The 22,796-nt window shown below is 65.1% G+C and carries 19 protein-coding genes; 7 read left to right on the top strand and 12 right to left on the bottom strand.

What is annotated here, in order from left to right:
- Window positions 1-101 precede the first annotated feature (101 nt).
- The 4 genes from EG850_RS00630 to EG850_RS00615 all read right to left on the bottom strand — a co-directional run bounded on the left by EG850_RS00630 (window position 102) and on the right by EG850_RS00615 (window position 2,404).
- On the bottom strand, window positions 102-872 hold the full coding sequence (locus EG850_RS00630) for an isocitrate lyase/PEP mutase family protein (RefSeq protein ID WP_124968818.1): 771 nt from the start codon (window positions 870-872) through the stop codon (window positions 102-104).
- Between the two features lie 122 nt (window positions 873-994).
- Window positions 995-1,342 carry a YciI family protein gene (locus EG850_RS00625; protein ID WP_124968816.1) on the bottom strand — a complete coding sequence of 116 codons (348 nt, stop codon included), beginning with the start codon at window positions 1,340-1,342 and terminating at the stop codon, window positions 995-997.
- Between the two features lie 12 nt (window positions 1,343-1,354).
- Window positions 1,355-2,107: a gamma-glutamyl-gamma-aminobutyrate hydrolase family protein gene (locus EG850_RS00620; RefSeq protein WP_124968814.1), complete on the bottom strand. Its 753-nt coding sequence runs from the start codon at window positions 2,105-2,107 to the stop codon at window positions 1,355-1,357.
- Between the two features lie 21 nt (window positions 2,108-2,128).
- The gene (locus tag EG850_RS00615; protein ID WP_124969162.1) at window positions 2,129-2,404 is read right to left on the bottom strand and encodes a DivIVA domain-containing protein; all 276 of its coding nucleotides are present in this window, start codon (window positions 2,402-2,404) and stop codon (window positions 2,129-2,131) included.
- 147 nt (window positions 2,405-2,551) lie between these two features.
- Here EG850_RS00615 and EG850_RS00610 point away from each other — a divergent pair, with 147 nt between their 5' ends.
- The 3 genes from EG850_RS00610 to EG850_RS00600 all read left to right on the top strand — a co-directional run bounded on the left by EG850_RS00610 (window position 2,552) and on the right by EG850_RS00600 (window position 6,044).
- Entirely contained in the window at window positions 2,552-4,726 is a 2,175-nt protein-coding gene (locus EG850_RS00610; RefSeq protein ID WP_185714876.1) for a TPM domain-containing protein, read from the top strand.
- A 146-nt stretch (window positions 4,727-4,872) separates the two neighbouring features.
- Entirely contained in the window at window positions 4,873-5,607 is a 735-nt protein-coding gene (locus tag EG850_RS00605) for a PspA/IM30 family protein (protein ID WP_124968810.1), read from the top strand.
- A 44-nt stretch (window positions 5,608-5,651) separates the two neighbouring features.
- Window positions 5,652-6,044, top strand: coding sequence for a Fe-S oxidoreductase (locus EG850_RS00600; protein WP_124969160.1), 393 nt, complete (start codon window positions 5,652-5,654; stop codon window positions 6,042-6,044).
- On the opposite strand, the gene EG850_RS00595 is transcribed toward EG850_RS00600, so the two are convergent.
- The 3 genes from EG850_RS00595 to EG850_RS00585 form a co-directional block, all read right to left on the bottom strand.
- Window positions 5,987-7,444 (bottom strand): amidase, encoded by a 1,458-nt coding sequence (locus EG850_RS00595; protein WP_124968808.1) that lies wholly within the window; start codon window positions 7,442-7,444, stop codon window positions 5,987-5,989. The two genes, EG850_RS00600 and EG850_RS00595, sit on opposite strands and share 58 nt — an antisense overlap.
- Before the next feature lie 166 nt (window positions 7,445-7,610).
- Entirely contained in the window at window positions 7,611-8,294 is a 684-nt protein-coding gene (locus EG850_RS00590; protein ID WP_124968806.1) for a uracil-DNA glycosylase, read from the bottom strand.
- On the bottom strand, window positions 8,291-9,019 hold the full coding sequence (locus EG850_RS00585) for a Type 1 glutamine amidotransferase-like domain-containing protein (protein WP_124968804.1): 729 nt from the start codon (window positions 9,017-9,019) through the stop codon (window positions 8,291-8,293). Before EG850_RS00585 ends, EG850_RS00590 begins: the two co-directional genes overlap by 4 nt.
- Window positions 9,020-9,148: 129 nt before the next feature.
- Here EG850_RS00585 and EG850_RS00580 point away from each other — a divergent pair, with 129 nt between their 5' ends.
- The 3 genes from EG850_RS00580 to EG850_RS00570 are packed head-to-tail and all read left to right on the top strand — an operon-like array spanning window position 9,149 to window position 12,862.
- Complete coding sequence (locus EG850_RS00580; protein WP_124968802.1) at window positions 9,149-10,444, top strand: bifunctional o-acetylhomoserine/o-acetylserine sulfhydrylase; 1,296 nt, start codon at window positions 9,149-9,151, stop codon at window positions 10,442-10,444.
- A 10-nt stretch (window positions 10,445-10,454) separates the two neighbouring features.
- Window positions 10,455-11,663 (top strand): homoserine O-acetyltransferase MetX, encoded by a 1,209-nt coding sequence (metX, locus tag EG850_RS00575; protein WP_124968801.1) that lies wholly within the window; start codon window positions 10,455-10,457, stop codon window positions 11,661-11,663.
- The gene (locus EG850_RS00570) at window positions 11,660-12,862 is read left to right on the top strand and encodes a heparan-alpha-glucosaminide N-acetyltransferase domain-containing protein (RefSeq protein ID WP_124968799.1); all 1,203 of its coding nucleotides are present in this window, start codon (window positions 11,660-11,662) and stop codon (window positions 12,860-12,862) included. The genes metX and EG850_RS00570 overlap by 4 nt, the downstream gene beginning before the upstream one ends.
- Here the strand turns inward: EG850_RS00570 and EG850_RS00565 are convergent.
- Genes EG850_RS00565 through guaB1 form a run of 5 tightly spaced genes read right to left on the bottom strand, consistent with a single transcriptional unit; the run spans window position 12,780 to window position 18,862 of the window.
- Entirely contained in the window at window positions 12,780-14,051 is a 1,272-nt protein-coding gene (locus EG850_RS00565; protein WP_124968797.1) for a glycosyltransferase 87 family protein, read from the bottom strand. The genes EG850_RS00570 and EG850_RS00565 overlap by 83 nt on opposite strands.
- Window positions 14,048-14,971, bottom strand: a complete 924-nt coding sequence (locus EG850_RS00560; RefSeq protein ID WP_124968795.1) for an ADP-dependent NAD(P)H-hydrate dehydratase — start codon at window positions 14,969-14,971, stop codon at window positions 14,048-14,050. Before EG850_RS00560 ends, EG850_RS00565 begins: the two co-directional genes overlap by 4 nt.
- A 10-nt stretch (window positions 14,972-14,981) precedes the next feature.
- The gene (locus tag EG850_RS00555) at window positions 14,982-16,025 is read right to left on the bottom strand and encodes a hemolysin family protein (protein ID WP_124968793.1); all 1,044 of its coding nucleotides are present in this window, start codon (window positions 16,023-16,025) and stop codon (window positions 14,982-14,984) included.
- 2 nt (window positions 16,026-16,027) lie between these two features.
- The gene (locus EG850_RS00550; RefSeq protein ID WP_124968790.1) at window positions 16,028-17,380 is read right to left on the bottom strand and encodes a hemolysin family protein; all 1,353 of its coding nucleotides are present in this window, start codon (window positions 17,378-17,380) and stop codon (window positions 16,028-16,030) included.
- 48 nt (window positions 17,381-17,428) lie between these two features.
- A complete protein-coding gene (gene guaB1, locus EG850_RS00545; RefSeq protein WP_124968788.1) occupies window positions 17,429-18,862 on the bottom strand; it encodes a GMP reductase in 1,434 nt (477 codons plus the stop codon).
- 120 nt (window positions 18,863-18,982) lie between these two features.
- On the opposite strand from guaB1, the gene EG850_RS00540 reads away from it, so the two are divergent.
- Entirely contained in the window at window positions 18,983-22,744 is a 3,762-nt protein-coding gene (locus EG850_RS00540) for a multifunctional oxoglutarate decarboxylase/oxoglutarate dehydrogenase thiamine pyrophosphate-binding subunit/dihydrolipoyllysine-residue succinyltransferase subunit (RefSeq protein WP_124968786.1), read from the top strand.
- Window positions 22,745-22,796: the final 52 nt, after the last annotated feature.

Raw genomic sequence — 22,796 nt, 5'->3', positions numbered from 1 at the left:
ACCCTTCGCGACTCGACCCTCCAGCTTCTTTGGGTGGTCGAGCTTCTTTGGGTGGTCGAGTAGCGCGGAGCGCGTATCGAGACCCTTCCGCGAGGGCGAGCCTAGTTCAACGCGGGCGTGTCGAGTGGGATGACGCCATCGGCGTAGAGGTCAGTCGCGAGTTCTTGGAGCGCCCGCAAGGCCACGCGCTGAGTCGTCGGGCCGTAGGTGATGCGCGCAACGCCGAGCGACTCGTATTCGGCCGCCGAAAGCGCCCCGGGCAGGCCGATCACGCTGAGCTTGCCACGACCAAACGCATCCACGAGCTGTTCGGTGGCCTCACGGTCGAGCACACCCGGCACGAACACGAGTGCGGCACCCTCACCGAGGTACGCTCGGCCACGCTCAATCGCATCGGCCAGCTTCTCGTCCATCGGCTTGTCTCCGCCGCGAACGATGGCGTCAGTGCGGGCGTTGAGCTGGAACGGGATGCCCGCATCCTCGCCAGCCTTGACGATCGCGCGCACATTCGCGACCGCCTCGTCGAGGCCGACCAATCGGTCTTCAACGTTGGCGCCCACCACCCCGAGGTCGATCGCCCGACGCACCGTGTTGCCTGGATCGCCGAAGCCGGCGTCGAGGTCGGCCGTCACCGGCAGGTCAGTGGCCGCGACAATACGCTGGATCGCACCGAGCGCCACTTCAAGCGGAATCTGCCCATCGGCGTAGCCATGGGACGCTGCAATCGAGTGCCCGGCGGTCGCGATTGCCTTGGTTTCGGGCAGGTCGGCGACGGTCTTGGTCGAGATGGCATCCCACACGTTCACCATGCGGAGAATCGTGTCGGACTCGTGGAGGGCCTTGAGGGTAGTTGCCTTGTCGAGGATGCTCATGGGCCCGACCGTAGCCGCGGCGCCTGCGCGTCTCGTGGCAATGTTTCCTGCTTCGAGAACCTCAGCACGCGGAAACGCTGAGGGGCTCGCCGCGCTGGCGAGCCCCTCAGCCACAAAACGAATTACTCGCTGTGGAAGGCGCGCACCTCGACCGGGAAGCGGCACGCCGCCGACGCGCGCAGGGCCCATGCCGCCGCGGCCGCGTCATCCGGCGCGTCAATGATCCACATGCCGCCGAGCTGCAATTCGCCGGGCACAACCGTACCCGGCTCCTGCGCCGTCGAGTCATTGCGACCGTCGACGATCACCGAGTTCGCGGCCGGCTGCAGGCCACCGGCATACACCCAGGCCTCTTGCTCTTGAAGATCCTGATTGAAGGCCGAGACATCGGCGATGATGTCATCCATCGTCGCGCCCTCCCCCATCGGAGCCTCATCGGTGTGGTGAATGGCAAGCAGATAGTGACCCATGATGGGCTCCAATCAATTCATGGTGGTGGGGACGGCCACTGTCGTCACTGCGGCACGGAGTGCGCCAAGCAGCGTCGGCAATTGGTCGGGAAGCGAAGATTCTGCCTCTGGATGCCATTGCACAGCAAACTGCGGCACGCTGGTGTGCTCGATGGCTTCGATGGTGCCGTCAGGAGCGAATGCGCTCGCCCGCATCCCGGGCGCAAGCCGGTCAACCGCCTGGTGATGCGATGACTCCACGGCAGTGAGCTCTGGCCCGAAGAGCTGGAAAAGCTCTGACCCCGGCTCAATAGTGACGGGATGCTTGATGAACTCCGCATCCCGATCAAGCTCGGGCGCGTATCGGTGGTCGTCGGCAAGTTCGAGGTGCTGCACGAGCGTGCCGCCGTGGGCCACATTGAGCAACTGCTCACCGCGGCAAATACCGAGCAGCGGGATGCGCTCGGTCGCCGATTTCCGAATCATTGCGAGGGTGCGCTCATCAGCCAGGGTGACGAAGTGGCCAGCCCCTTCATAGTCGCTGGAAGCCCCATAAAACTGCGGATCAACATCGTCGCCGCCCATCACCACGATGGCATCAGCGCGGTCGTACGCCGCCGAGATTTCTTCGGGCGTCACATCGCCAATGGCGAGGCGCTCGGGTTTCCAACCATTGTCAGCTGCCACATCCAGTACCTGAACGGTAAGCGGTTCGAGCAGTCCCGTGAATACGGAATCTGGGCGGTGTTGAGTGGCCTCAATCACCAACAGGTGTAGCAGAGTCATGGCCGAAGTTCTACCACAGACTTAGTTGTCGCGCTCCAACGCCTCGAAGGCGACCGTGAGCCGGTCAAGCAGGTGGTCGACTTCTTGCGGGTCGTATCCCTCGCGGTATCGGGTCGAGGCGAACTGCACAGTCTGCACATTCTTGGCCGTAAGCAGGTTCTCGGGGTTGTCGCCAGCCTCGTAGCTGCGCAGTGTGTCGACAACTCGGTCGAGGAATGAATCGACTTCTTGTTGGTCGTAGCCGATCGAGTACTTCGTTTGACGGAACTGTTCCTTGAGTACGTCGTCGCTTCGCATATGAGCCTCCAGTTGGACGGTGACGGACAAATTCCGCCCACAAGACTAGCGACCGAGGTTTCGCCGGTGCGAACTGTTCACAGACCGCACGCGAATCTTCTCCCCTAAATTGGCGCTACGAGACTTCCCAATGAGGAGGGGATGCACATGGCCCGGTTGCGCTCAATCATGCTCGCGTTGGTCGCCGCGGTGCTCATCGCGGCGGGAGTTGTCGCGCCCGCCGCGCCAGCCTCGGCAGAGACGCCGATGCGAGTGACGACGACGGTGACCGACACGACTGGCACCGTGGATCGCGTTGCCGATATCGAACAGGCCGCGAAGGTCTTGCGCGATGACACCGGTGTCTCGCTCTATGTGGTGGTCGTGCAACGGTTCGAAAGCCCCTCCGATGGCTTCGACTGGGCGACTGAAGTTGCCGAACGCTCGGGTCTTGGCGACCGCGATGTGGTTTTCTACGTCGGCCTCGGCTCGGGCGAATACGGGTTGAACACTTCTTCAGCGCTTCCGCTCAGCGATGGTGATGTGCGCGATATCGAAAACCAGGTGCTCACCGATCTCAACCGCAGTGATATTTCGGCGGCCGCAATTTCGGTGGCTGACGGCCTGCGGCAGTCACTTGGGAGTACGAACGGTGGCGGAACCGGCGGTGGTGAGCCTGGCCCCGCAAGCGCTGACAACGCCTCCGGCGTCGGCACGATCGCGCTCGGCGTTGGTGCGCTCGCCGTCGCGGGCCTCCTCGGCGGCATCTTCCTGTCCCGCCGGCGCAAGGCGTCGAAGCAAAAGCAGCTTGCCGAAGCCGAGGCCGCGCAGGCACTCGAGTCGCGCCTGCAGAGTGCCTCGCAGCAACTCGTGCGCACCGACAACCTCATCCGCTCATCCGAAGAAGAACTCGGCTTTGCCGAGGCGCAGTTCGGCAGCGAAGCAACCGACTCGTTGCGCGCCGCGCTCAAGAGCGCGAAGCAGCGCAGTCACGAGGCATTCGCATTGCAAGCGCAACTCCTTGACGCGATTCCCGACACGCCGGAGCAACAGAGTTCATGGCTCGAGGGCATCGAACAGCACACCGAGGTCGCCCAGCAAGAACTCAGCGCCGAGGTTGCGAAGTTCCAGCAATTGCGTGCCCGGCAAGAACACGCACCGCAGCTCCTCACCGCAGCGCAGACGGCGATCTCGACGGCAGCCACCCGGCTCGCCGAGCGCGAGCGCTGGGCGGATTCCTCCCGCTCGCGCTTCGAAACCACCGCGTTTGCCAAGATCGACCAAGATCTCGCGCAATCGCGTGACATGCTCGCGCTCGCGCAAGACGAGGCCGAGAACGCCCGTCGTGGGCTCGAAGTCGGCAACGCGGGTGCGGCGACGGTTGATATTTCGGATGCAGAGAATGCGCTCGCGCAATTCGACACGCTCTCGACTCGGCTCGACACGGCTGCCGAGGCCATCGACAATGCCGCTGGCACAATTTCGGCACATGCGGCCGCGCTTCGCCGCGACCTCGGCACGCTGCAATCGTTGAGCCGCGAGGCGAGTGGCAAGTACACGATCGATCCGCAATCGCCGGCGATCATCGCCGAGGCCGAGCGAGTGCTCGCCTCGGTCGAGGCCGAGGGAGGCGTGCACCGCGATCCGTTTGCGACGCTCGATCGGATGCAGGCCATCGGCACGCAGCTCGCCACCGCCCTGCAGGGCTCGCTCACGGCGAAGGAACAGTTCGACCACGCGACGCAGCGCCTGCCCCAGGCCCTCGGCACGGCACAGGCGGAGGTGGCTGCCGCATCCACGTTCATTCAGACCCGACGCGGAGCGCTGAGTTCGCTCCCCCGCACTCGGCTCGATCAGGCAACGCAGGAGCTCACGCGCGCCGAGACACTCTCGTCGACCGATCTGTTCGCCGCGCTCACGGCGGCCGACGAAGCCACGCGGCTCGCGAAGCTCGCGCTCGATTCTGCCGAACGCGAATTGAGCCAGGTTTACTCATCACAGCAGCAGTTCGGCGGCAGTGGCTACGACCGCAACTACGGCGACTACCGCTCCGGCTACCGCACCCAATCAAGCGGCGATTCACTCACGAATGCGATTCTCGGCGGCATCATCGGTGGCATTCTCAGTGACGGTGGCGGTTCGCGCCGCCAGACGAACAATTGGGGCGGCCTCGGCGGTGGCGGCAGCATTTTCGGCGGCGGCGGCGGCTTCTCGTCGTCGGGCGGCGGTCAGCGTCGCGGCGGCGGCTCGCGTAGCGGATTCGGCGGTAGCTTCGGCGGCGGCGGATTCCGATCTTCCGGTGGCGGTGGCTTCCGTGCTTCCGGCGGTGGTCGCCGCCGCTGAGCGGCCAGGTTTGGTTGATCGAGTAGGCCGCAGGCGGTACCGAGATCACCCAAGCCGCACCCCCAACCACAGACTTCATTCAGTCCAAACGACCATCCTGACCAAGCAGCAACCCGGCACCAACCCACTCGGAAGGACCACCGACCATGGCACAGAAGCAGTCCATCTTTGGCCGCATTACCCAGCTCGTGCGCGCCAACATCAACGCGCTCATCGACCAGGCCGAAGACCCGGCACTCATGATCGACCAGCTCATCCGTGACTACTCGGCCAACATCAACGAGGCCGAGGCCGCCATCGCGCAAACCATCGGCAACTTGCGCATGATGGAGGACGACGCTCGTCAGGACGAGCAGGACGCTCGCGAGTGGGGCCAGAAGGCGCTTGCCGCCTCACAGCGCGCCGATGACTTCCGTACGAATGGCGACACCGCATCGGCCGACAAATTCGACAACCTCGCCAAGGTTGCGCTTTCGCGTCAGCTCGACGAAGAGGCGAACGTCAAGCGCGTCGCACCGCAGATCGAGGCGCAGACGAAGGTTGTCGACCAGCTCAAGAACGGTCTCGACGGTATGCGCGCCAAGCTTGACCAGCTCTCGTCGAAGCGTGACGAGCTCGCCGCTCGCGCGAAGTCGGCTGAGGCGCAGACCAAGGTCAACGAGGCGCTCGCCCAGATCAACGTGCTCGACCCGACTGCCGACCTCGGCCGCTTCGAAGAGAAGGTACGTCGCGAGGAGGCGAAGGTGCGCGGCCAGCAGGAACTGCAGGCCTCGAGCCTCGACCGTCAGTTCGAGCAGCTTGAAGACCTCGGTCAGATGACCGAAGTTGAGGCTCGCCTTGCCGCACTTAAGTCGGGCGGCCAGCAGGCCATCACCCAGTAGTGGCACGCCGACCGGGCTCGCTGGCGCGGGCCGCGCGCACGCTGATGCTTGACTCGCCAATTTCGCGAGTTGGCTTTGGGTTCGCAACCGCAGTGGGACTCCTCTGGGGAGTCCCACTGTCGGTCGGCCGCATCAAGCGCCACGGCGAACTCATCATCTGCACCGGCCTGCCGAAATGGGCGTTCCGCCGCGGCGGAGTTTGCGTCGGCCGCGTCTACATCACGAACCAAAACGTGCATCCGCGCGTGCTCAAGCACGAACTTGTGCACGTCGACCAGTGGCGGCGCTACGGGATGCTTTTCCCCATCCTCTATGGCATCGCCGGCAACAATCCGCTCACCAATCGCTTCGAAATTGAGGCCGGGCTCGAAGACGGCGGCTATGTGCGCAATACCGGCGGCACTCGCCCATCCCAACCGAGTTCACGTTCCAGCTGACGACCAAAGCGCAGGAGCGTCACTTCGTCACCGCGGCGGCCAATCGCCTGCACACCGTAGGGCAGCGGATGCGCGGCGACCGGCAGGGTGATCGCCGGGAGCCCGGCAACATTCACGTAGCTCGTGTACGGCGTGTACTGGCACTGCTGTTCGAAGTTGCGCTCGCCGTCGCTCGCGTCGTACCAGCCGAGCGGTCGGGGCGGCAGTGCCAGCGCCGGAGTGAGCACGAGGTCGACTTCGGCGTAGTCGGCAATGATCTGCTGTTCGAAGCGCGAGAGCGTCGCGAGCGCGGCCGCGAGTTCTCCCGCTCCGCGCTTGCGCCCCTCTCCGACCAGCCAGCGCGTGAGCGGCTCAACTGCGCCGAGGGCCTCGTCGCCAAGCGGTAGCGAAGCCGCGCCACCCTGCCAGATCATGCGGAAGGCATCGAAGTAGTCGGGAAACGGCGTCGGCTCAAGCGGCTGGATGCGGTGGCCGAGTTTCTCGGCGAGACGCAGCGTGTCGTGGAGCACGGCGTCGGCTTCAGCGTCGAGCGCGATCTCGTAATGACTCGCCCACGGCGACCAGGTGTTCCAGCCGATGCGCAAGGGACGCACCGGGTCGACGAGTGCGTCGACGAAGGAAGCTTGCTCATTCGGCGCGGTGAGCGCGAAGCGGTCGCGGGGCTTCCCGCCGTAGCCGCGCGCAATCATGCCATCGAGGAGGAGCGCCGCATCCTCAATGGAGCGAGCAATGGGCCCGGCAACGACGAGCCCGCCGAGCGAGTCGACCCCGCTCGCATCCGGAACTCGGCCGCGCGAGGGCTTGAGTCCCACGAGCCCACAGGCTGCCGCCGGGATGCGGATGGAGCCGCCGCCGTCGCTGCCGGGAGCGAACGGCAGCATGCGCGCCGCGACGGCGACTGCCGCGCCGCCACTCGAACCGCCGGGGCCGAAGTCGGTGTCCCAGGGATTGCGGGCAACACCGCCGTCGAGCAGGTTTTCGGTGTAACTCGGGAACCCAAATTCGGGCGTGTTCGTCTTGCCGAGTGAAATGCCGCCAGCCGCATCCATCGTGTCGACGAGCGGTGCCGAGACCTCGGGCACGAACCCAGCCATCGCGCGCGAGCCGTAGCTTGAAGGCACACCAGCGCGATCGATGAGGTCTTTATCGCCGAACGGCAGGCTCCAGAGCGGATGCTCGTGGCGGCGCTTGTGCGCCCAGGCGCCGTCAGCGCGGGTCGCGTCAAGGTTGGCGGCACGTTCGCGAGCGGCGTCGGCGGTGACGGTGATGAACGCGCGCAATTTCGGGTTGAGCGCCTCGATGCGGGCAAGGTAATGCTCGGTGAGTTCGGATGCGGTGAGCTCACCGATTTCGAGCAAGCGACGCTGTTCGGTGGCGGAGAGGTCATGCAGCTCGGTCATGCCGCGAGCCTATCGGGCGCCGTGATGTATGAGGCCGTGGTCTCGATCGCCTCCGCTACGCTCCGGCACTCGACCAGCCAGCATTCTGGGCGGTCGATCCACTTCGCTACTCGACCAACCAACATTCTGGGTGGTCAAGTAGCGAAGCGGATCGAGACCACGGCGCTCACACCCGCCAATCGATGGGGGCGGCGCCTTGGGCCTCGAGTTCGGCATTCGCACGCGAGAACGGCCGGGAGCCGAAGAACCCGCGCGAAGCCGACAGCGGCGAGGGATGCGCCGACTCAATCGCCGGCACCCGCTCCAAGAAGGCGCGTGCCCGACGCGCATCATTGCCCCAGAGGATCGCCACGAGCGGTCCGCCGCGGGCGCCAAGCGCCCGCAGCGCGCACTCGGTCACGGCCTCCCAGCCGCGCCCGCGATGGGAGGCGGGTGTGCCCGGTTGCACCGTGAGCACCCGGTTGAGCAAGAGCACGCCCTGCTCACTCCACCGGGTAAGATCGCCATGTTCGGCGGGTGGAATGCCGAGATCATCGGCGAGCTCTCGATAGATATTGCTTAGCGATCGAGGGAGTGGACGCACGGCGCGATCCACCGCAAACGACAGTCCGATCGGATGCCCCGGGGTCGGATACGGATCCTGCCCAACGATCACCACCCGCACCGCATCGATTGGTTGCGCGAACGCTCGCAGCACCTGCTGCCCGGCGGGCAAATAGCCGCGCCCGGCCGCGTTCTCGGCCCGCAAGAAATCACCCAGTTGCGCAATGTCTCCGGCGACAGGCGCGAGTGCCTCAGCCCAGCCCGCATCCAGTGAGCCCGTGGCCACGAGCTCGGGCAGCGAGCTCATGCCGTGTGCCGAATGGTCGACACGACCACACCCGAATCGGTGCCGGTGAGTTGCCACACCGAGCCCGCACCGATGAGATCGAGCCCCTGCTCCCCCACTTCGATGGCCGTGTCGGTGTCGATCGCGAGCGCGCGGTCAATGAGACCCGCCTCAATCGCTGCGACCGCGAGTCCAATGCGGCCATGCGAAGCGGCATGCGGCACGATCGCGAGGTCGACGAGTCCGAGCCCGGGCTCGAAGGTGACCTCTGCATCCGGTTCGGTGGTGAGCACCGGCGCAACTGCCACGCCACCGATTTCGTGACCGCCCGCGAGCGCGCGGTCGGCGGCAATCGCAGCGCCGGCACCAATGCCGAAAAATGGCACCCCGTCGTGCACGAGACGACGCACATCGCCCGCCCGATGCTCGAGTGCCGCAAGTAGCCCGGTCACGTGGCCATCGGTGATGAGCACACCGTCGGCGTTGAGGAGTTCACCGCCGTCAAAGCCGCTCACCACCGTGCCGGTGTCGGAAGCATCCAGCTCGGCGAGCAGCGCCACGATCTCGGCACGGCCACCCAACAGCCGCTCCATTTCAATGACGACCGGCTTCGGCGTCGTGGCCGCGACAATCAGCGCGACTCTCGGCCGGTGGCCTGCGGCTCGGGCAACGACGCGGTCGAGAAAACGATTGACGAGCGGGCGCAGTGCCTCGGTCTCGCCGCCTCCAGCAAGCAGAACGGTCATGCGGCGATTCTACGGATGCGTCGCCATATGACACCGGTTCACATTCGGTTCGCTCTATCCCCCATGATGGTGTGACGCTTTTCACAAGCCACCAGACCACCCGCCGTAAAGAGAACGAGGCGACCCGCAATGACGCAGCGATTTGAAACCCTCCAGGTGCACGCAGGTGCCCAGACCGACCCGTCGACCAATGCGGTCGTCACGCCGATCTACCAGACCACGGCCTACGCGTTCAACGACGCCGACCACGCCGCCAACCTCTTCGCCCTGGCCGAGTCGGGCAATATCTACACCCGCATCATGAACCCGACCACCGATGTGCTCGAACAGCGCGTCGCCGCGCTTGAGGGCGGCACCGCCGCGCTCGCGGTCTCGTCGGGTCAGGCCGCTGAGCTCTACGCGATCCTCAACATTGCCCAGGCTGGCGACCACATCGTCTCGTCGACCACCATTTACGGCGGCACCTACAACCTCTTCAAGTACACGCTGAAGAAGCTCGGCATCGATGTCACGTTCGTCATCGACCAAAACGACCCCGAAGAGTGGCGTCGCGCCGTGCAGCCGAACACCAAGGCGTTCTACGCCGAGACCATTGGTAACCCGGCAGTCAACTTCCTCGACATCCGCACCGTCGCCGACACGGCGCACGAGGCTGGGGTGCCCCTCATCGTCGACAACACCGTCGCGACCCCCTACCTCATCCGGCCATTCGAGCACGGCGCTGACATCATCGTGCACTCGGCCACCAAGTACCTTGGCGGCCACGGCGCAGTACTCGGCGGGCTCATCGTCGACGGCGGCAAGTTCCCGTGGAGCGAGCACACCGACCGCTTCCCGGGTCTCACCGAGCCCGACGACTCGTACAACGGCCTGAGCTACACCGGCGCGCTCGGCGACGGCATTGCCTACATCCTCAAGGCCCGCGTGCAGCTGCTGCGCGACACCGGTGCCTCGCTCGCCCCGGCCTCGGCATGGCAGATCATCCAGGGCATTGAGACCCTGAGCCTGCGTATGGAGCGTCACGTGCAGAACGCCCAGGCGGTGGCGCAGTGGCTCAACCAGCATCCCGAGGTCGTGAGCGTGAACTACGCAGGGCTCCCCGACAACGAGTGGCACGAACTCGCCCGCACCTACGCGCCGAACGGCGCCGGTGCGCTCTTCTCGTTCGAGCTGCGCGGTGGCCGGGATGCTGGCCGCAAGGTCGTCGAGTCAGTACAGCTGTTCAAGCACGTCGTCAATATCGGCGATGTGCGTTCGATCGCCACGCACCCGGCATCGACCACGCACGCCCAGCTCACCCCCGAGCAGCAGCTCGAGTCGGGCATCACGCCGGGCCTCGTGCGCCTGTCGATCGGTATTGAGCACATTGATGACCTCATCGCCGACCTCGAGCAGGCGATCGAGAAGGCCACGAATAACAACTAGGCTCTCTCGAATGGAGTGGAACGTCGCGGATTTCGGGCCGGGGCCGCGTGCATCGCGGCTTCGGCCCGATCCGGTGCGTGGCGCCACCTCGATTCGCCCGCCGGCTTCGGGTGCTTGGCGGGAAGGTGACCACCCGGGTGCGCGGCAATTTGCGAACCTCGGTGAGTTCGAATTCGAGCACGGCGGTTCGGTCCCGTTGCGCGTTGCCTACGAAACCTGGGGCGAGCTCAACGAGGCTCGCGACAATGCGGTGCTCGTCTTGCACGCGCTCACCGGCGACTCGCATGTCGACGGCCAGATCGGGCCCGGCCACGCCACCGCAGGCTGGTGGCCGGGCCTGATCGGCGAAGAACTCCCGCTCGACACGAACCGCTGGTTCATCATTGCCCCAAACGTGCTCGGCGGATGCCAGGGCACGACCGGGCCCGCATCCCTCGGCCGCGATGGCAACGAGTATGGCGCGCGGTTCCCGCTCACGACCATTCGTGATCAGGTGCGGGCGCAGGCGGCACTCGCTGACGTGCTCGGCATTGAACGCTTTGCTGCCGTGATCGGCGGCTCCATGGGAGGGATGCAGGCAATCGAGTGGGGTGCCACCTTCCCTGACCGGGTGGCTCGGCTCGCGGTGCTCTCGGCGCCGCCGGTCATTGACGCGATGACCATCGCGCAGAACACGCTCCAGGCCGATGCCATTCGCCTCGATCCGGCCTGGGCCGACGGCGACTACTACGACGCGCCGTCCGGCGAGGGACCCTGGCGCGGTCTCGCGCTCGCCCGCCGACTCGCCATGCTCGACTACCGCTCGGTGTCAGAGCTTGATGATCGCTTCGGTCGCTCGTGGCAATCATCACTTTCGCCCGAGGGCGGTGCCGGACGCTACGCGGTGGAGTCGTACCTCGACTTCCACGGCAATCGCTTCACCCGCCGCTTCGACGCGAATAGCTACATCACCCTCACCGGTGCAATGAGCACCCACGACCTCGGCCGCGACCGCGGCGGCGTCGAAGCCGCCCTTGCGCTCGTGACGATGCCGACGCTCGTCGTCGCTATTGACACCGACACGCTCTTCCTCCCCGCAACGCAGCATCGCATTGCGGCGGGCATTCCGAATTCAATCACGGGCTCGACCGCCCTCGAGATCATCTCTCCCTATGGCCACGACGGTTTCTTGCTCGAAATGCGCACCGTCGGGGATGCCCTGCGCTCACTCTTGCAATGACGCGCATCGACGGGCTTGATCTCGCGAGATTCCTCGCGCTGATCGCCATGATGTGCACCCACGTGTGGGTCATCGGCGCCGATGGCAGCGAACCACTGCTGGCTTCGATGCTCTCGGGCAAAGCGGCGTCGCTCTTCGCGGTGCTCGCGGGAGTCGGCCTTGCGCTCACCTCGCGTCGGCATCTTGCCGAACGCAACTACGCTGCAGCCAGCCTCAACCTGCTCGGCCGCGGTGCCGTGCTCATCCTCATTGGGCTCACGATTGGTCTCGTTTCTACCGGCCCGCTCGTCATCTTGCCTGCCTACGGGCTCATGTTTTGGCTGGTGATCCCGTTCCTGGCGCTGCCGCCGCGCATGCTCATCCCCATTGCCATCGCCTGGGGACTCATCTTCACGGTGGTAACGCGCCTCGCCACCACGGCCCTCGGCGGCGTTCCCTATCCGTATTCGCCGAGCTGGCTCGAGTTTGCCGAGCCCGCCGAATTGCTCCGTAGCCTCTTCATCGACGGTGCCTATCCAGTGCTCGTTTGGCTCACCTATCCGCTCGTAGGGCTTGCGCTCGGCAAGCTCCTGCTCACTGCCCGCGCCAAGGGTCCGGATGCGCTGCGTCGACTCGGTCTCACCACAGCAGGCGTCGGAACGGCGATCGCGCTCGCGGTCTTTGGGATTGCGCGCCTAATCACCTACACAATTGCCGCGCCCGGGCTCAGCGAGGATCTCGGCATTACCGCCGAGGAAGCCGTCGAGCGGCTCGAATCAGCGCGACGCTATGCCGCCGATGCCGAAAACGGTTGGTTCCTATTCGCCACCGGCGGGCATTCCGGCTCCCCCGTCGATATCGCCATCACGAGCGGCACTGCGCTGGCCACGATTAGTGTGTGCCTCGTCGTGGGGCTCTACTTCACCGAGCGCGTCCGACGCTGGTTACGCCCGGTGCTCGGGGCCGGTGGCGCTCCACTCACGGTGTACGTCACGCATCTCCTCCTCGCGGTGCCGAGTTTTCTCTCACTTGAACTCGGCAACCACTACTTCGCGCCCAGGTGGTGGGAACAAAGTGGCTGGCTCTGGCTCATCCACATCCTGGTGGCACTCGGCATCGGTGCCCTGCTCCGGCTCATTAATCAGCGCGGGCCGCTCGAATTGCTCGTGTCGTTCGCCGGTCAGCGCGTGGCCGCACTAGGCGCAAAATCGCCCAAATAAGCAGCCCCACGAGCAACAAGTTTCGCGCGAGAAGGAGCACAGCGCCGGCCGGCAGCGCATCCGCGATCTGCCAGTAGTACCAGGGATAGATGAGTTGCGTGAGCGCCGCGATCAACAGCGACACGATGGCGACGACTTCAAACCGGCGCCCCGACCAGACGAGTCCGAACACCATGACCGGTGCGAGCCACACGATGAATTGCGGCGAACCCACCTTGTTCACGACGATGAACGCGGTCACGAGTCCGAGCGCGAGCATCGGCAACCGAGTCGCAAGATCAACGCCGCGGCGTTGCGCCCACCACGACAGTGCGAGGAGCAACAGCACCACGAGGAACATTGCCGGAGTGAGAAGGTCGCCAACATATTCGGTGCCGGGTCCAGCGATCTGCTGCGTGAGAATCGTGCGATCAAAGGCCACCGTGTAGCCACCCGCGCCGAGCACCCGGAGCATGAGGAAGACACTCGCCGCGGTCGATTCCAGCTGCAGCCCGCGATCGGTTTGCTCGGTGATGAAGCTGAGCGCGTGCGGGATCGCCGCGGTGCCGCCAATGGCGAGCACCCCAACGAAGACCATGGCGCAGACAATGACCGCACCACTAACGAGGAGCCAGCGCTGGCGAATCGCGACGAACGCCGCCGCAAATAGTGCCGCGGGCCAGACTTTCAGCCAGGCGCCCGCGGTGAACAGCGCACCCGCCAGCGCCGGACGCTCGCGGAGCGAAAGGAGGCCCACGATCGCGAGCGGCACCGTGATCGCATCGATGCGTCCGAGCGCAATCGGCCCGAGCAACGCCGTGAACGCCACCCAGAACCATGCTGCGCGGCGACGCAAACGCGCGTCAGCTGCATCCTTGCGCCGAATCGTCAGCCACCACAGCGCCCAGAGATTGAGCACGAGCACGAGCACTACCCAGGCCGTCGTGTAGCGATCGTGACCGCCAAAGAGATCGGCGAGCCACATCGGCACGAGCGAGCCGACCGGGTAGACAAAATTCTCGTGGATGCCGGGGATCGACCCAGCGATCGCGTCGTCGATCCAGCCGCGATAGACCGTGGTCACATCGTTCATCGGCCGGATGTAGTGGAAGGTCGAGATCCACCCGAGCACGCCGTGCACGGCGATCATGGCAATCCAGAGCGCCGCGATCTCACGATTCGCGGGCGGCCGAGTTGCGAGCCGGCTCACTTCGACAGCACCGCGGCGATCACGCTCGGCATGGCCGCGGCGACATCGGTGGCGAGGATGGGGCCGCCCAGCGGCCCGTGATCAAGCATGAGCGAGGGCGCGTGCACGCTCGTCGGCAGCACCGGGATGCCTGCAGAGCGTTGTGAGGCAAACCAGCCACCGCGGGCGTGCAGCCAGGCAGCCGCGCCGGTCATCTGTGCGTGGCTGCGCGCATCGCCACGCGCGTGTCCGCCCGCGAGCACGGTGCCGATCACGCCAGCAAGCACATCGCCGGTGCCCGCAGTCGCAAGCCACGAGTTCGGCGAGCGCACATGCAGGCGTTCCTCGCCTTCGACAATGTAGGTGTGGCGGCCTTTGAGCAACACCGTGCAACCAAGCAGCTTGGCCGCATCCACCGCCGCCTCACCACCCGACTCGGCGATCTCATCGGCACTCAACTTCGCGAGCCCGAGCCGTTCGAGCAGCGCCGAAAGCTCTTTCGCGTGTGGCGTAATGATGAGGTTCGCCTGCCCTGGTTCCACGAGCGTGAGCGCGCCGGCATCAGCAACCGTGGGGATGCCCGCGGCGAGCGCCGAACGATAGAGCGCCGAGCGCTCGTCTTCACGAGCATCCGGGATGCCGGAGCCGATCACCAGCGCATCGAACTTGCCGAGCCCGTGCACGACCTCGGGACGCACCGCGAGCACGGCATCGGCTACCCGCTCGGGGCCGGAATAGCGAACCATTCCGGCACCCGAGCGGCAAGCAGCTTCGGCCGTGAGCACCGCCGCACCCGGGTAGGTACGCGAGCCGGTCGCAAGGAGCACCACTCCGCGACGGTATTTATTGTCGGTATCTCCGGGAATCGCGAGACAGGCTCGCACATCGCTCGCGGAGACGGTGTGCCATTCGTCACCGACCGAAGTTAGCTCTGGCGTCATGCGCGTCAGCCTAGCGGCGTGCCGTGGCGTCGCGAACCTCACCCACGAGCTCTTCGATGATGTCTTCAAGGAAGAGGATGCCGTGGGTCTCGCCATCCTTGCCGATGACGCGGGCAACGTGCTTGCCGGTGCGACGCATCGCGGCGAGCGCATCCTCAAGCTCGGTGCCTTCGTACATCGACGTGAGCGTGCGCACCCGCTCACGCGGAATCGGCATCTCGTAGGCACCACCCTCGTCAAGGCCGAGCACATCCTTGAGGTGGATGAAGCCGACCGGCTCGCCGGTGACGTCGGCGATCAGGTAGCGCGAGAAGCCGTATTCCGCGACGGCACGCTGCATGTCCTGCGGGGTGGCCGTGGCCGCGAGCACGATGATGTCGTCGATCGGCACCGCAACTTCGCCCACCTTTTTCGTCGTGAACTCGAAGGTGTTCGCGAGCGTGCCCGCCTCGTCGATGAGCACGCCCTCGCGGGTCGATTGCGCCACGATACCGGCGACCTCATCGAAGGTGTAGGCGCTGGTCGCCTCGGCCTTCGGCGTGACGCCAAAGGCGCGCAGCACTAGGTTGGCGATCTCGTTCATCACCCAGATGATCGGCTTGAACACCTTGGCAACGAACACGAGCGGCGGGGCGAGGATGAGCACGGCACGGTCAGGCACCGAGAACGAGATGTTCTTCGGCACCATCTCACCAAGCACCACGTGCAGATAGGTCACGATGATGAGCGCGATCGCGAAGGCAACGCCGTTGACGAGTTCCGGCGGCAGGCCGGTGAATTCGAGGGGGCCGGCGAGCAGGTGGTGGATCGCAGGTTCCGAGACGTTGAGGATGAGCAACGAACAGATCGTGATACCCAGCTGCGAGGTTGCGAGCATGAGCGTCGCGTGTTCCATCGCGTAGAGGGCGGTCTGGGCGGCCTTCGAGCCGCGCTCTGCGCGCGGTTCAATGGCCGAACGGCGCGCGGTAATGACGGCGAACTCAGCACCGACAAAGAACGCGTTACCGATGAGCAGCACTACGAGCCAGATGAGGCCCCAAATATCGTTACTCATGGCTATCGACCCGCGCTCTCGTCATCGCCACGTTCGCGTCGAATGCGTTCCTCGCGGCTCTCGTACTGCTCGTTTGGAATGAACCGCAGGCGGTCGATGCGTCGACCGTCCAGGTGCACCACTTCGAGCGTGCCGACATCGAGGTCGATGCGATCACCCACCTCGGGGATGCGGCTGAGCGCGTGCATCACAAAGCCACCGACGGTCTCATAGGGTCCGTCTTCTTCGATGACGATATTGAGTCGGTCGCGCAGTTCGTCGGGGCGCAGCATCCCATCAAAGAGGATGCGGTCGCGGCGACGGATGATTTCGGCGCGCGCGTGATCGTGCTCGTCGACGAGTTCGCCGACGATTTCTTCGACGAGGTCTTCGAGCGTCGCGATGCCGGCAGTGCCGCCGTATTCGTCGAGCACGACGGCCATCTGGTAGCCCTCGCCCCGCAGTTCGCCAAGCAAGAGGTCGAGCGGGATGGTCTCGGGCACGAGCAGCGCGTCTTCCTTAATGGCGCCCACCGGCACCGCGGCGCGGCGTTCCGGGGGCACAGCAACGGCGTACTTCACGTGCGCGATGCCGACGATGTCGTCGATGTCGTCACCGGTTACCGGGAAGCGCGAGTGGCCAGTCTGTTGCGAAAGGTCGATGAGGTCGGCGACCGTGGCATCGATGCCAATCACATTGAGGCGCGGACGCGGGGTCATCACATCGGCCGCGATGTGATCGCTGAACCGTAGCGTGCGGTTGAGCAGCACCGCTCGATCGGAATCGAGCACGCCCACCAGGGCGCTTCGACGCACGAGGCTCGAGAGTTCCTCGGCCGTGCGGGCACCCGAAAGCTCTTCTTTCGGTTCAATGCCCATTGCGCGGATGAGTGCGTTCGCCGAGCCGTTCAACGTCGAGATGAACGGACGAAACACGGTCGTGAACACGTTCTGCACGGGCACGACCAGCTTTGAGAACTCGCGCGGCAGCGCCAACGCGAAGTTCTTCGGGATGAGCTCACCGATGATCATCGACATCGAGGTTGCGATGACCATGGCGATCACAGTGCCAACACCTCGCACCCAGTCTTGCGGCACGCCGATTGACAGCAACCAGCCGCCGAGCAGGTTCGAGATCGCCGGTTCCATCGTGTAACCGGTGAGCAGGGTGGTCAGAGTAATACCGAGCTGAGCGCTCGAGAGATGCGTTGATGTTTGCTTAAGGGCGCTGATGACCGGGCCGAGCCGTTTTTCACCATTCGCCTGACGAATTTCGAGATCATTGCGATCGAGATTGACGAGCGTGAATTCCGTGGCGACAAAGACGCCAGTACCCACACACAGCAACAACCCGACCGCGAGAAGTAACCAGTCCATTTCGAAGTGGATTTTATGGGAAAACTCGCCCGCCCAAGCTGAAAGCTTCTACCAAGACACCGGAAGCGCCTTGCCCTCCTCATATCCGGCAGCCGATTGGATGCCCACCTTGGCTCGCTCGTGGAACTCGCGCAGGTTTCGCGCGCCGGCGTAGGTGCAGCTCGAACGCACGCCCGTGGTAATCATGTCGACCAGGTCGTCGATACCGGGGCGCTCGGGATCCATGAGGATCGTCGAGTTTGAAATTCCCTCAGCGAAGAGTTGCTTGCGAGCACGCTCGTACGGGTCGAGTGCGGCAAAGCGCGACTCCACCGCGCGCGATGAGGCCATACCGAACGATTCCTTGTAGCGGCGACCCGACGCATCCACGTGGATGCGACCGGGCGCCTCGACGGTGCCGGCAAACCACGAGCCGATCATGACGGCAGAGCCGCCGGCCGCAAGGGCGAGCGCGACGTCGCGGGGGTAGCGCACTCCCCCATCGGCCCAGACACTGGCGTCGTGATTGCGGGCGGTGTCGGCGCATTCGAGCACGGCCGAGAATTGCGGGCGGCCAACGGCGGTCATCATGCGGGTGGTGCACATGGCGCCGGGGCCAACACCGACCTTGATGATGTTTGCGCCGGCGCGGATGAGATCGCGGGTACCGGCGGCGGAGACGACATTGCCGGCGACGATGGGGGCACCGAGGTCAGCCTCGCGGACTGCTTCGATCGCGCGCAGCATCGAGCCCTGGTGACCGTGCGCGGTATCGAGCACGAGCACATCGGCACCGGCCTCACGGAGCATCCGGGCGCGACCAACCACATCCCCGTTAATGCCGACGGCGGCCGCGACACGCAGGCGGCCCTCGTCATCAAGCGCGGGCTGGTAGAGCGTGGTGCGCAGTGCATCCCGCTGTGCGAGCCCGCCAACGAGCGCGCCGTCCTGTTCGACGGCCGCGAACCCGTCGCCCGCCTCAAGCGCGTCGAACGCCGCGCGAGCATCGGCTGCGGTTTCGGCACTCAGCGTGGACGCGGCGAGGTGATCGAGATCGCCGAGACGCGCGTCGCCGGGCATGCGCTCGAGCTTGCTCGCGTCGAAGACGAGGACGGTCTTGTCGCCATCGCGCACCGCGATCGCGTGGCCAGCCACCGGCGGCACGACGTTGAGCGCTTCGGCGACGGTGGTATCGGCGGAGAATTCGAACGGTGCGGCCCACGAGGGATGCTGCGCCTTAACCCAGGCAATACCCTCGGCCGCTGACTCACCGTCGAGATCCTGCGGCAATACCGCGAGCCCGCCACGACGTGCGAGAGCGGCTGCGAGACGCGGTCCGCTCACGGCATTCATATTGCTCGCCACCAGCGGAATTCGCATTCCGGTGCCGTCATTTGTCGACAGGTCGACGCCGAGCCGCGAGCCCACCTCCGACCGCGATGGGATGAGGAACACATCGGAGTAGGTGAGGTCGTACTGAGGTTGCGCATCATAAAACTGCATAGGCTCAGCGTACGAGGCTCAACATGCGATAAAGACGGTTAGGCTATCCGTTTGATACGCGTCGACGAGACCCGTCGACGGATTCAATCCTTCAAGAGCAGATAAGGCGGCGATTCCCGAGTGTCGAGCTCACCCTCTGGTTCGGAAACTTCCAACTCAGTCCCCGACTTTGGCGCGAACGACTGGCTCGTCGCCGATATGTACGCGAAGTTCCGTGAGGACCGCAATAGCGTTGACGAGGCCTGGTGGCCGACGCTCGAACGCTATGGCGCGAGCCTCGCGGCACCCGCAGCGGCCCCCGCCGCCCCGGCTCCGGCAACCCCGGCACCGGCGCAGGCACCGGTCAAGGCCGCAGCTCCCGCGGCACCGGCAGCTGCTCCGGCAGCGCCCGCAGCCAAGGCTGCTCCCGCGGCACCGGCCGCCAGCACTGGTTCGTCGAGCGGCAAGGCCGCCGCGAAGACGACTGCGCGCCCCGCACGCAACCAGCCGGTGCCCGCCGAGGCACCGAAGGGCGTCAGCGACGCCGAGCCTGAGCGCGCGCCCGAAGTTGAGCCGCTCAAGGGCATCGCCAAGGCCATCGCGAAGAACATGGACGTCTCACTCGAGATTCCGACCGCGACGAGCTACCGCGAAGTTCCCGCGAAGCTGATGATCGATAACCGCATCGTCATCAACAACCACCTGCGCCGCACGCGCGGTGGCAAGGTGTCGTTCACGCACCTGCTCGGTTACGCGCTTGTTCAAGCGCTCAAGATGTTCCCGAGCCAGAACGTCTACTACGACATCATCGACGGCAAGCCCTCGGTAGTGACCCCCGCCCACGTCAATCTCGGCATCGCCATTGACGTTGAGAACCGTGACGGTTCGCGCGGCCTTGTGGTCCCGAGCATCAAGCAGGCCGAGCGGATGAACTTCCGCGAGTTCGTGGAAGCGTACGAAGAGCTCATCAAGCGCGGCCGTACCGGTGCGCTGACCCCGGCCGACCACGCCGGTGCGACGATTTCGCTCACGAACCCCGGTGGCATTGGCACGGTGCAATCGTCGCCGCGACTCACCAAGGGTCAGGGCTGCATCATCGGCGCCGGCGCGCTCGACTACCCGGCCGCGTTCCAGGGTGCCGCGCAAGAGACGATGAACGACCTTGCGATCTCAAAGCGCATCACGATTTCGTCGACCTACGACCACCGCGTCATTCAGGGTGCGGGCTCGGGCGAGTTCCTCAAGATCGTCTCGGAACTGCTCATGGGAGGCCACGAGTTCTACGAGAACGTCTTTGCCGATCTGCGCATCCCCTACCGCCCAATCAAGTGGTCGAAGGATGTCTACGTCGACACCGCCGCCGCGGTAAACAAGACCGCTCGTGTGCAGCAGGTCATCAACATGTACCGCGTGCGCGGGCACATGATGGCCGACATCGACCCGCTCGAGTACGTGCAGCGCACGCACCCCGACCTTGAGATCGAGACCCACGGCCTCACGTTCTGGGATCTCGAGCGCGAGTTCGTCACCGCGGGCTTCTCGACTAAGCGCACCATGAAGTTGCGCGACATCCTCGGCATCCTGCGCGACACTTACTGCCGCACCATCGGCATCGAGTACATGCACATTCAGGACCCAGAGCAGCGTGGCTGGTTCCAGGCCGAACTCGAGCACCCCTACATTGCGCCGACGCACGATGAGCAGCTGCGCATCCTGACGAAGCTCAACGAGGCCGAGGCCTTCGAGACGTTCCTGCAGACGAAGTACGTCGGCCAGAAGCGCTTCTCGCTTGAGGGTTCGGAATCGGTGATCGCGCTCCTCGACCAGATCGCCATGGAGGCGATCGAGGCGAAGCTCTCTGAGGTCGCCATCGGTATGGCGCACCGCGGGCGTCTCAACGTGCTCGCGAACATTGCTGGCAAGACTTACAACCAGGTGTTCCGCGAATTCGAAGGCGCGACGGCAAACCGCGTGACGGGTACCGGCGACGTGAAGTACCACGTTGGTATCGAGGGTGTGTACACGTCGCCCGAGGGTGACGAGATGCCGATCTACCTGGCGGCAAACCCCTCGCACCTCGAGGCTGTCAACGGCGTGCTCGAAGGCATTGTGCGCGGCAAGCAAGACCGTCACGGTCAGGGCGACACATCAGTGCTGCCGGTGCTCATCCACGGTGACGCCGCGATGGCTGGCCAGGGCATCGTCTACGAGACCCTGCAGATGTCGCAGCTACGCGCCTACCGCACCGGTGGCACGATTCACGTGATCATCAACAACCAGGTTGGTTTCACCACCTCGGCACAGGATGCACGCACCTCGATGTACTGCTCCGACGTCGCGAAGTCGATTTCGGCGCCGGTGTTCCACGTCAACGGTGATGACCCTGAGGCCGTCGCGCACGTCGCCCAGCTCGCGTTCAAGTACCGCGAAAAGTTCAACCGCGATGTGGTCATCGACCTCGTGTCGTACCGCCGCCGCGGCCACAACGAAGGCGATGACCCGTCGATGACGCAGCCGCTCATGTACGACCTCATTGAGGCGAAGCGCTCGGTGCGAAAGATCTACGCCGAGAACCTCGTCGGTCGTGGCGACATCACCCGCGAAGAGTTTGACAAGGCGCAGGCTGACTTCCACGGCGAGCTTGAGAAGGCGTTCGCTGAGACGCACGAGGTGCACACCGAGTCGATTTCGGCGGCTGAGCTTTCTGCGGTCGGTGCCCGCGAAGAGCAGAACGCTTCGGTGCCGTCGTCGACCGCGATTCCGCAGAAGGTGGTCGAGCTGATTGGCGAGGCTCACGAGGAGATCCCCGAGGGCTTCACCGTGCACCCGAAGCTGCAGCGCGTGCTCGACGCTCGCTACAAGATGTCGCGCGAGGGCGGCATCGACTGGGCGTTCGGTGAGTTGCTCGGTCTCGGTTCGCTACTCGTTGAGGGCACGCCGGTGCGCATGAGCGGTCAGGACTCGCGTCGTGGCACCTTCACCCAGCGCCACGCGCTGTTGCACGACCGCAAGACTGACCAGAACTGGATCCCGCTGCAGAATCTCAGCGACGACCAGGCCCGCTTCTCGATCTACGACTCGTTCCTCTCGGAGTACGCAGTCATGGGCTTCGAGTACGGCTACTCGGTCGAGCGACCGGATGCGCTGGTGCTCTGGGAAGCGCAGTTCGGTGACTTCGCCAACGGCGCGCAGACGATCATCGATGAGTTCATCGCGGCCGGTGAGCAGAAGTGGGCACAGCGCTCGAGCGTTGTGTTGCTGCTCCCCCACGGCTACGAAGGCCAGGGCCCCGACCACTCGTCGGGTCGCATCGAGCGCTTCCTCACGCTCTGCGCGCAGGACAACATGACCGTTGCCCAGCCCTCGACCCCGGCGAACTACGCGCACTTGCTGCGTCGCCAGGCCTACCAGCGTCCGCGCAAGCCGCTCGTGGTGTTCACCCCGAAGTCGATGCTGCGTCTGCGCGGTGCGACCTCGTCGGTGGAGGACTTCACGACGGGGCACTTTGAGCCGGTGATTGACGATGCGCGCATCAGCGACCGTCAGGCCGTGCGTCGCGTGGTGATCCACTCGGGCAAGCTGCACTACGAGCTCAAGCAGAACCTCGAGAAGACCGAGGACCGCTCGGTGGCGCTCGTTCGTCTCGAGCAGTACTACCCGATGCCGGTGGCTGAATTGCGCGAGGCGCTCGACCGCTACCCGAACGCCGATGTTGTGTGGGCGCAGGAAGAGCCTGCAAACCAGGGTGCCTGGCCGTTCATCCAGACCGATCTGGCCCCGCAGCTCGACCGCCCGATTACGGCCGTGACCCGCCCCGCCGCATCCGCCCCCTCAGTGGGCACGATGAAGGCGCACCAGGCGCAGCAGGCGACCCTCGTCGCTACGGCGCTCGGCCAGCAGTAGCTGACACGCAAAGGGCCTCGATCACCGGATGATGGTCGAGGCCCTTTTGCGT

It is taken from the genome of Gulosibacter macacae, assembly GCF_003865375.1.
Taxonomy (GTDB): domain Bacteria; phylum Actinomycetota; class Actinomycetes; order Actinomycetales; family Microbacteriaceae; genus Gulosibacter; species Gulosibacter macacae.
Note: the sequence above shows the minus strand (reverse complement) of the source record. Positions and strands in the feature narration are given on the sequence as shown.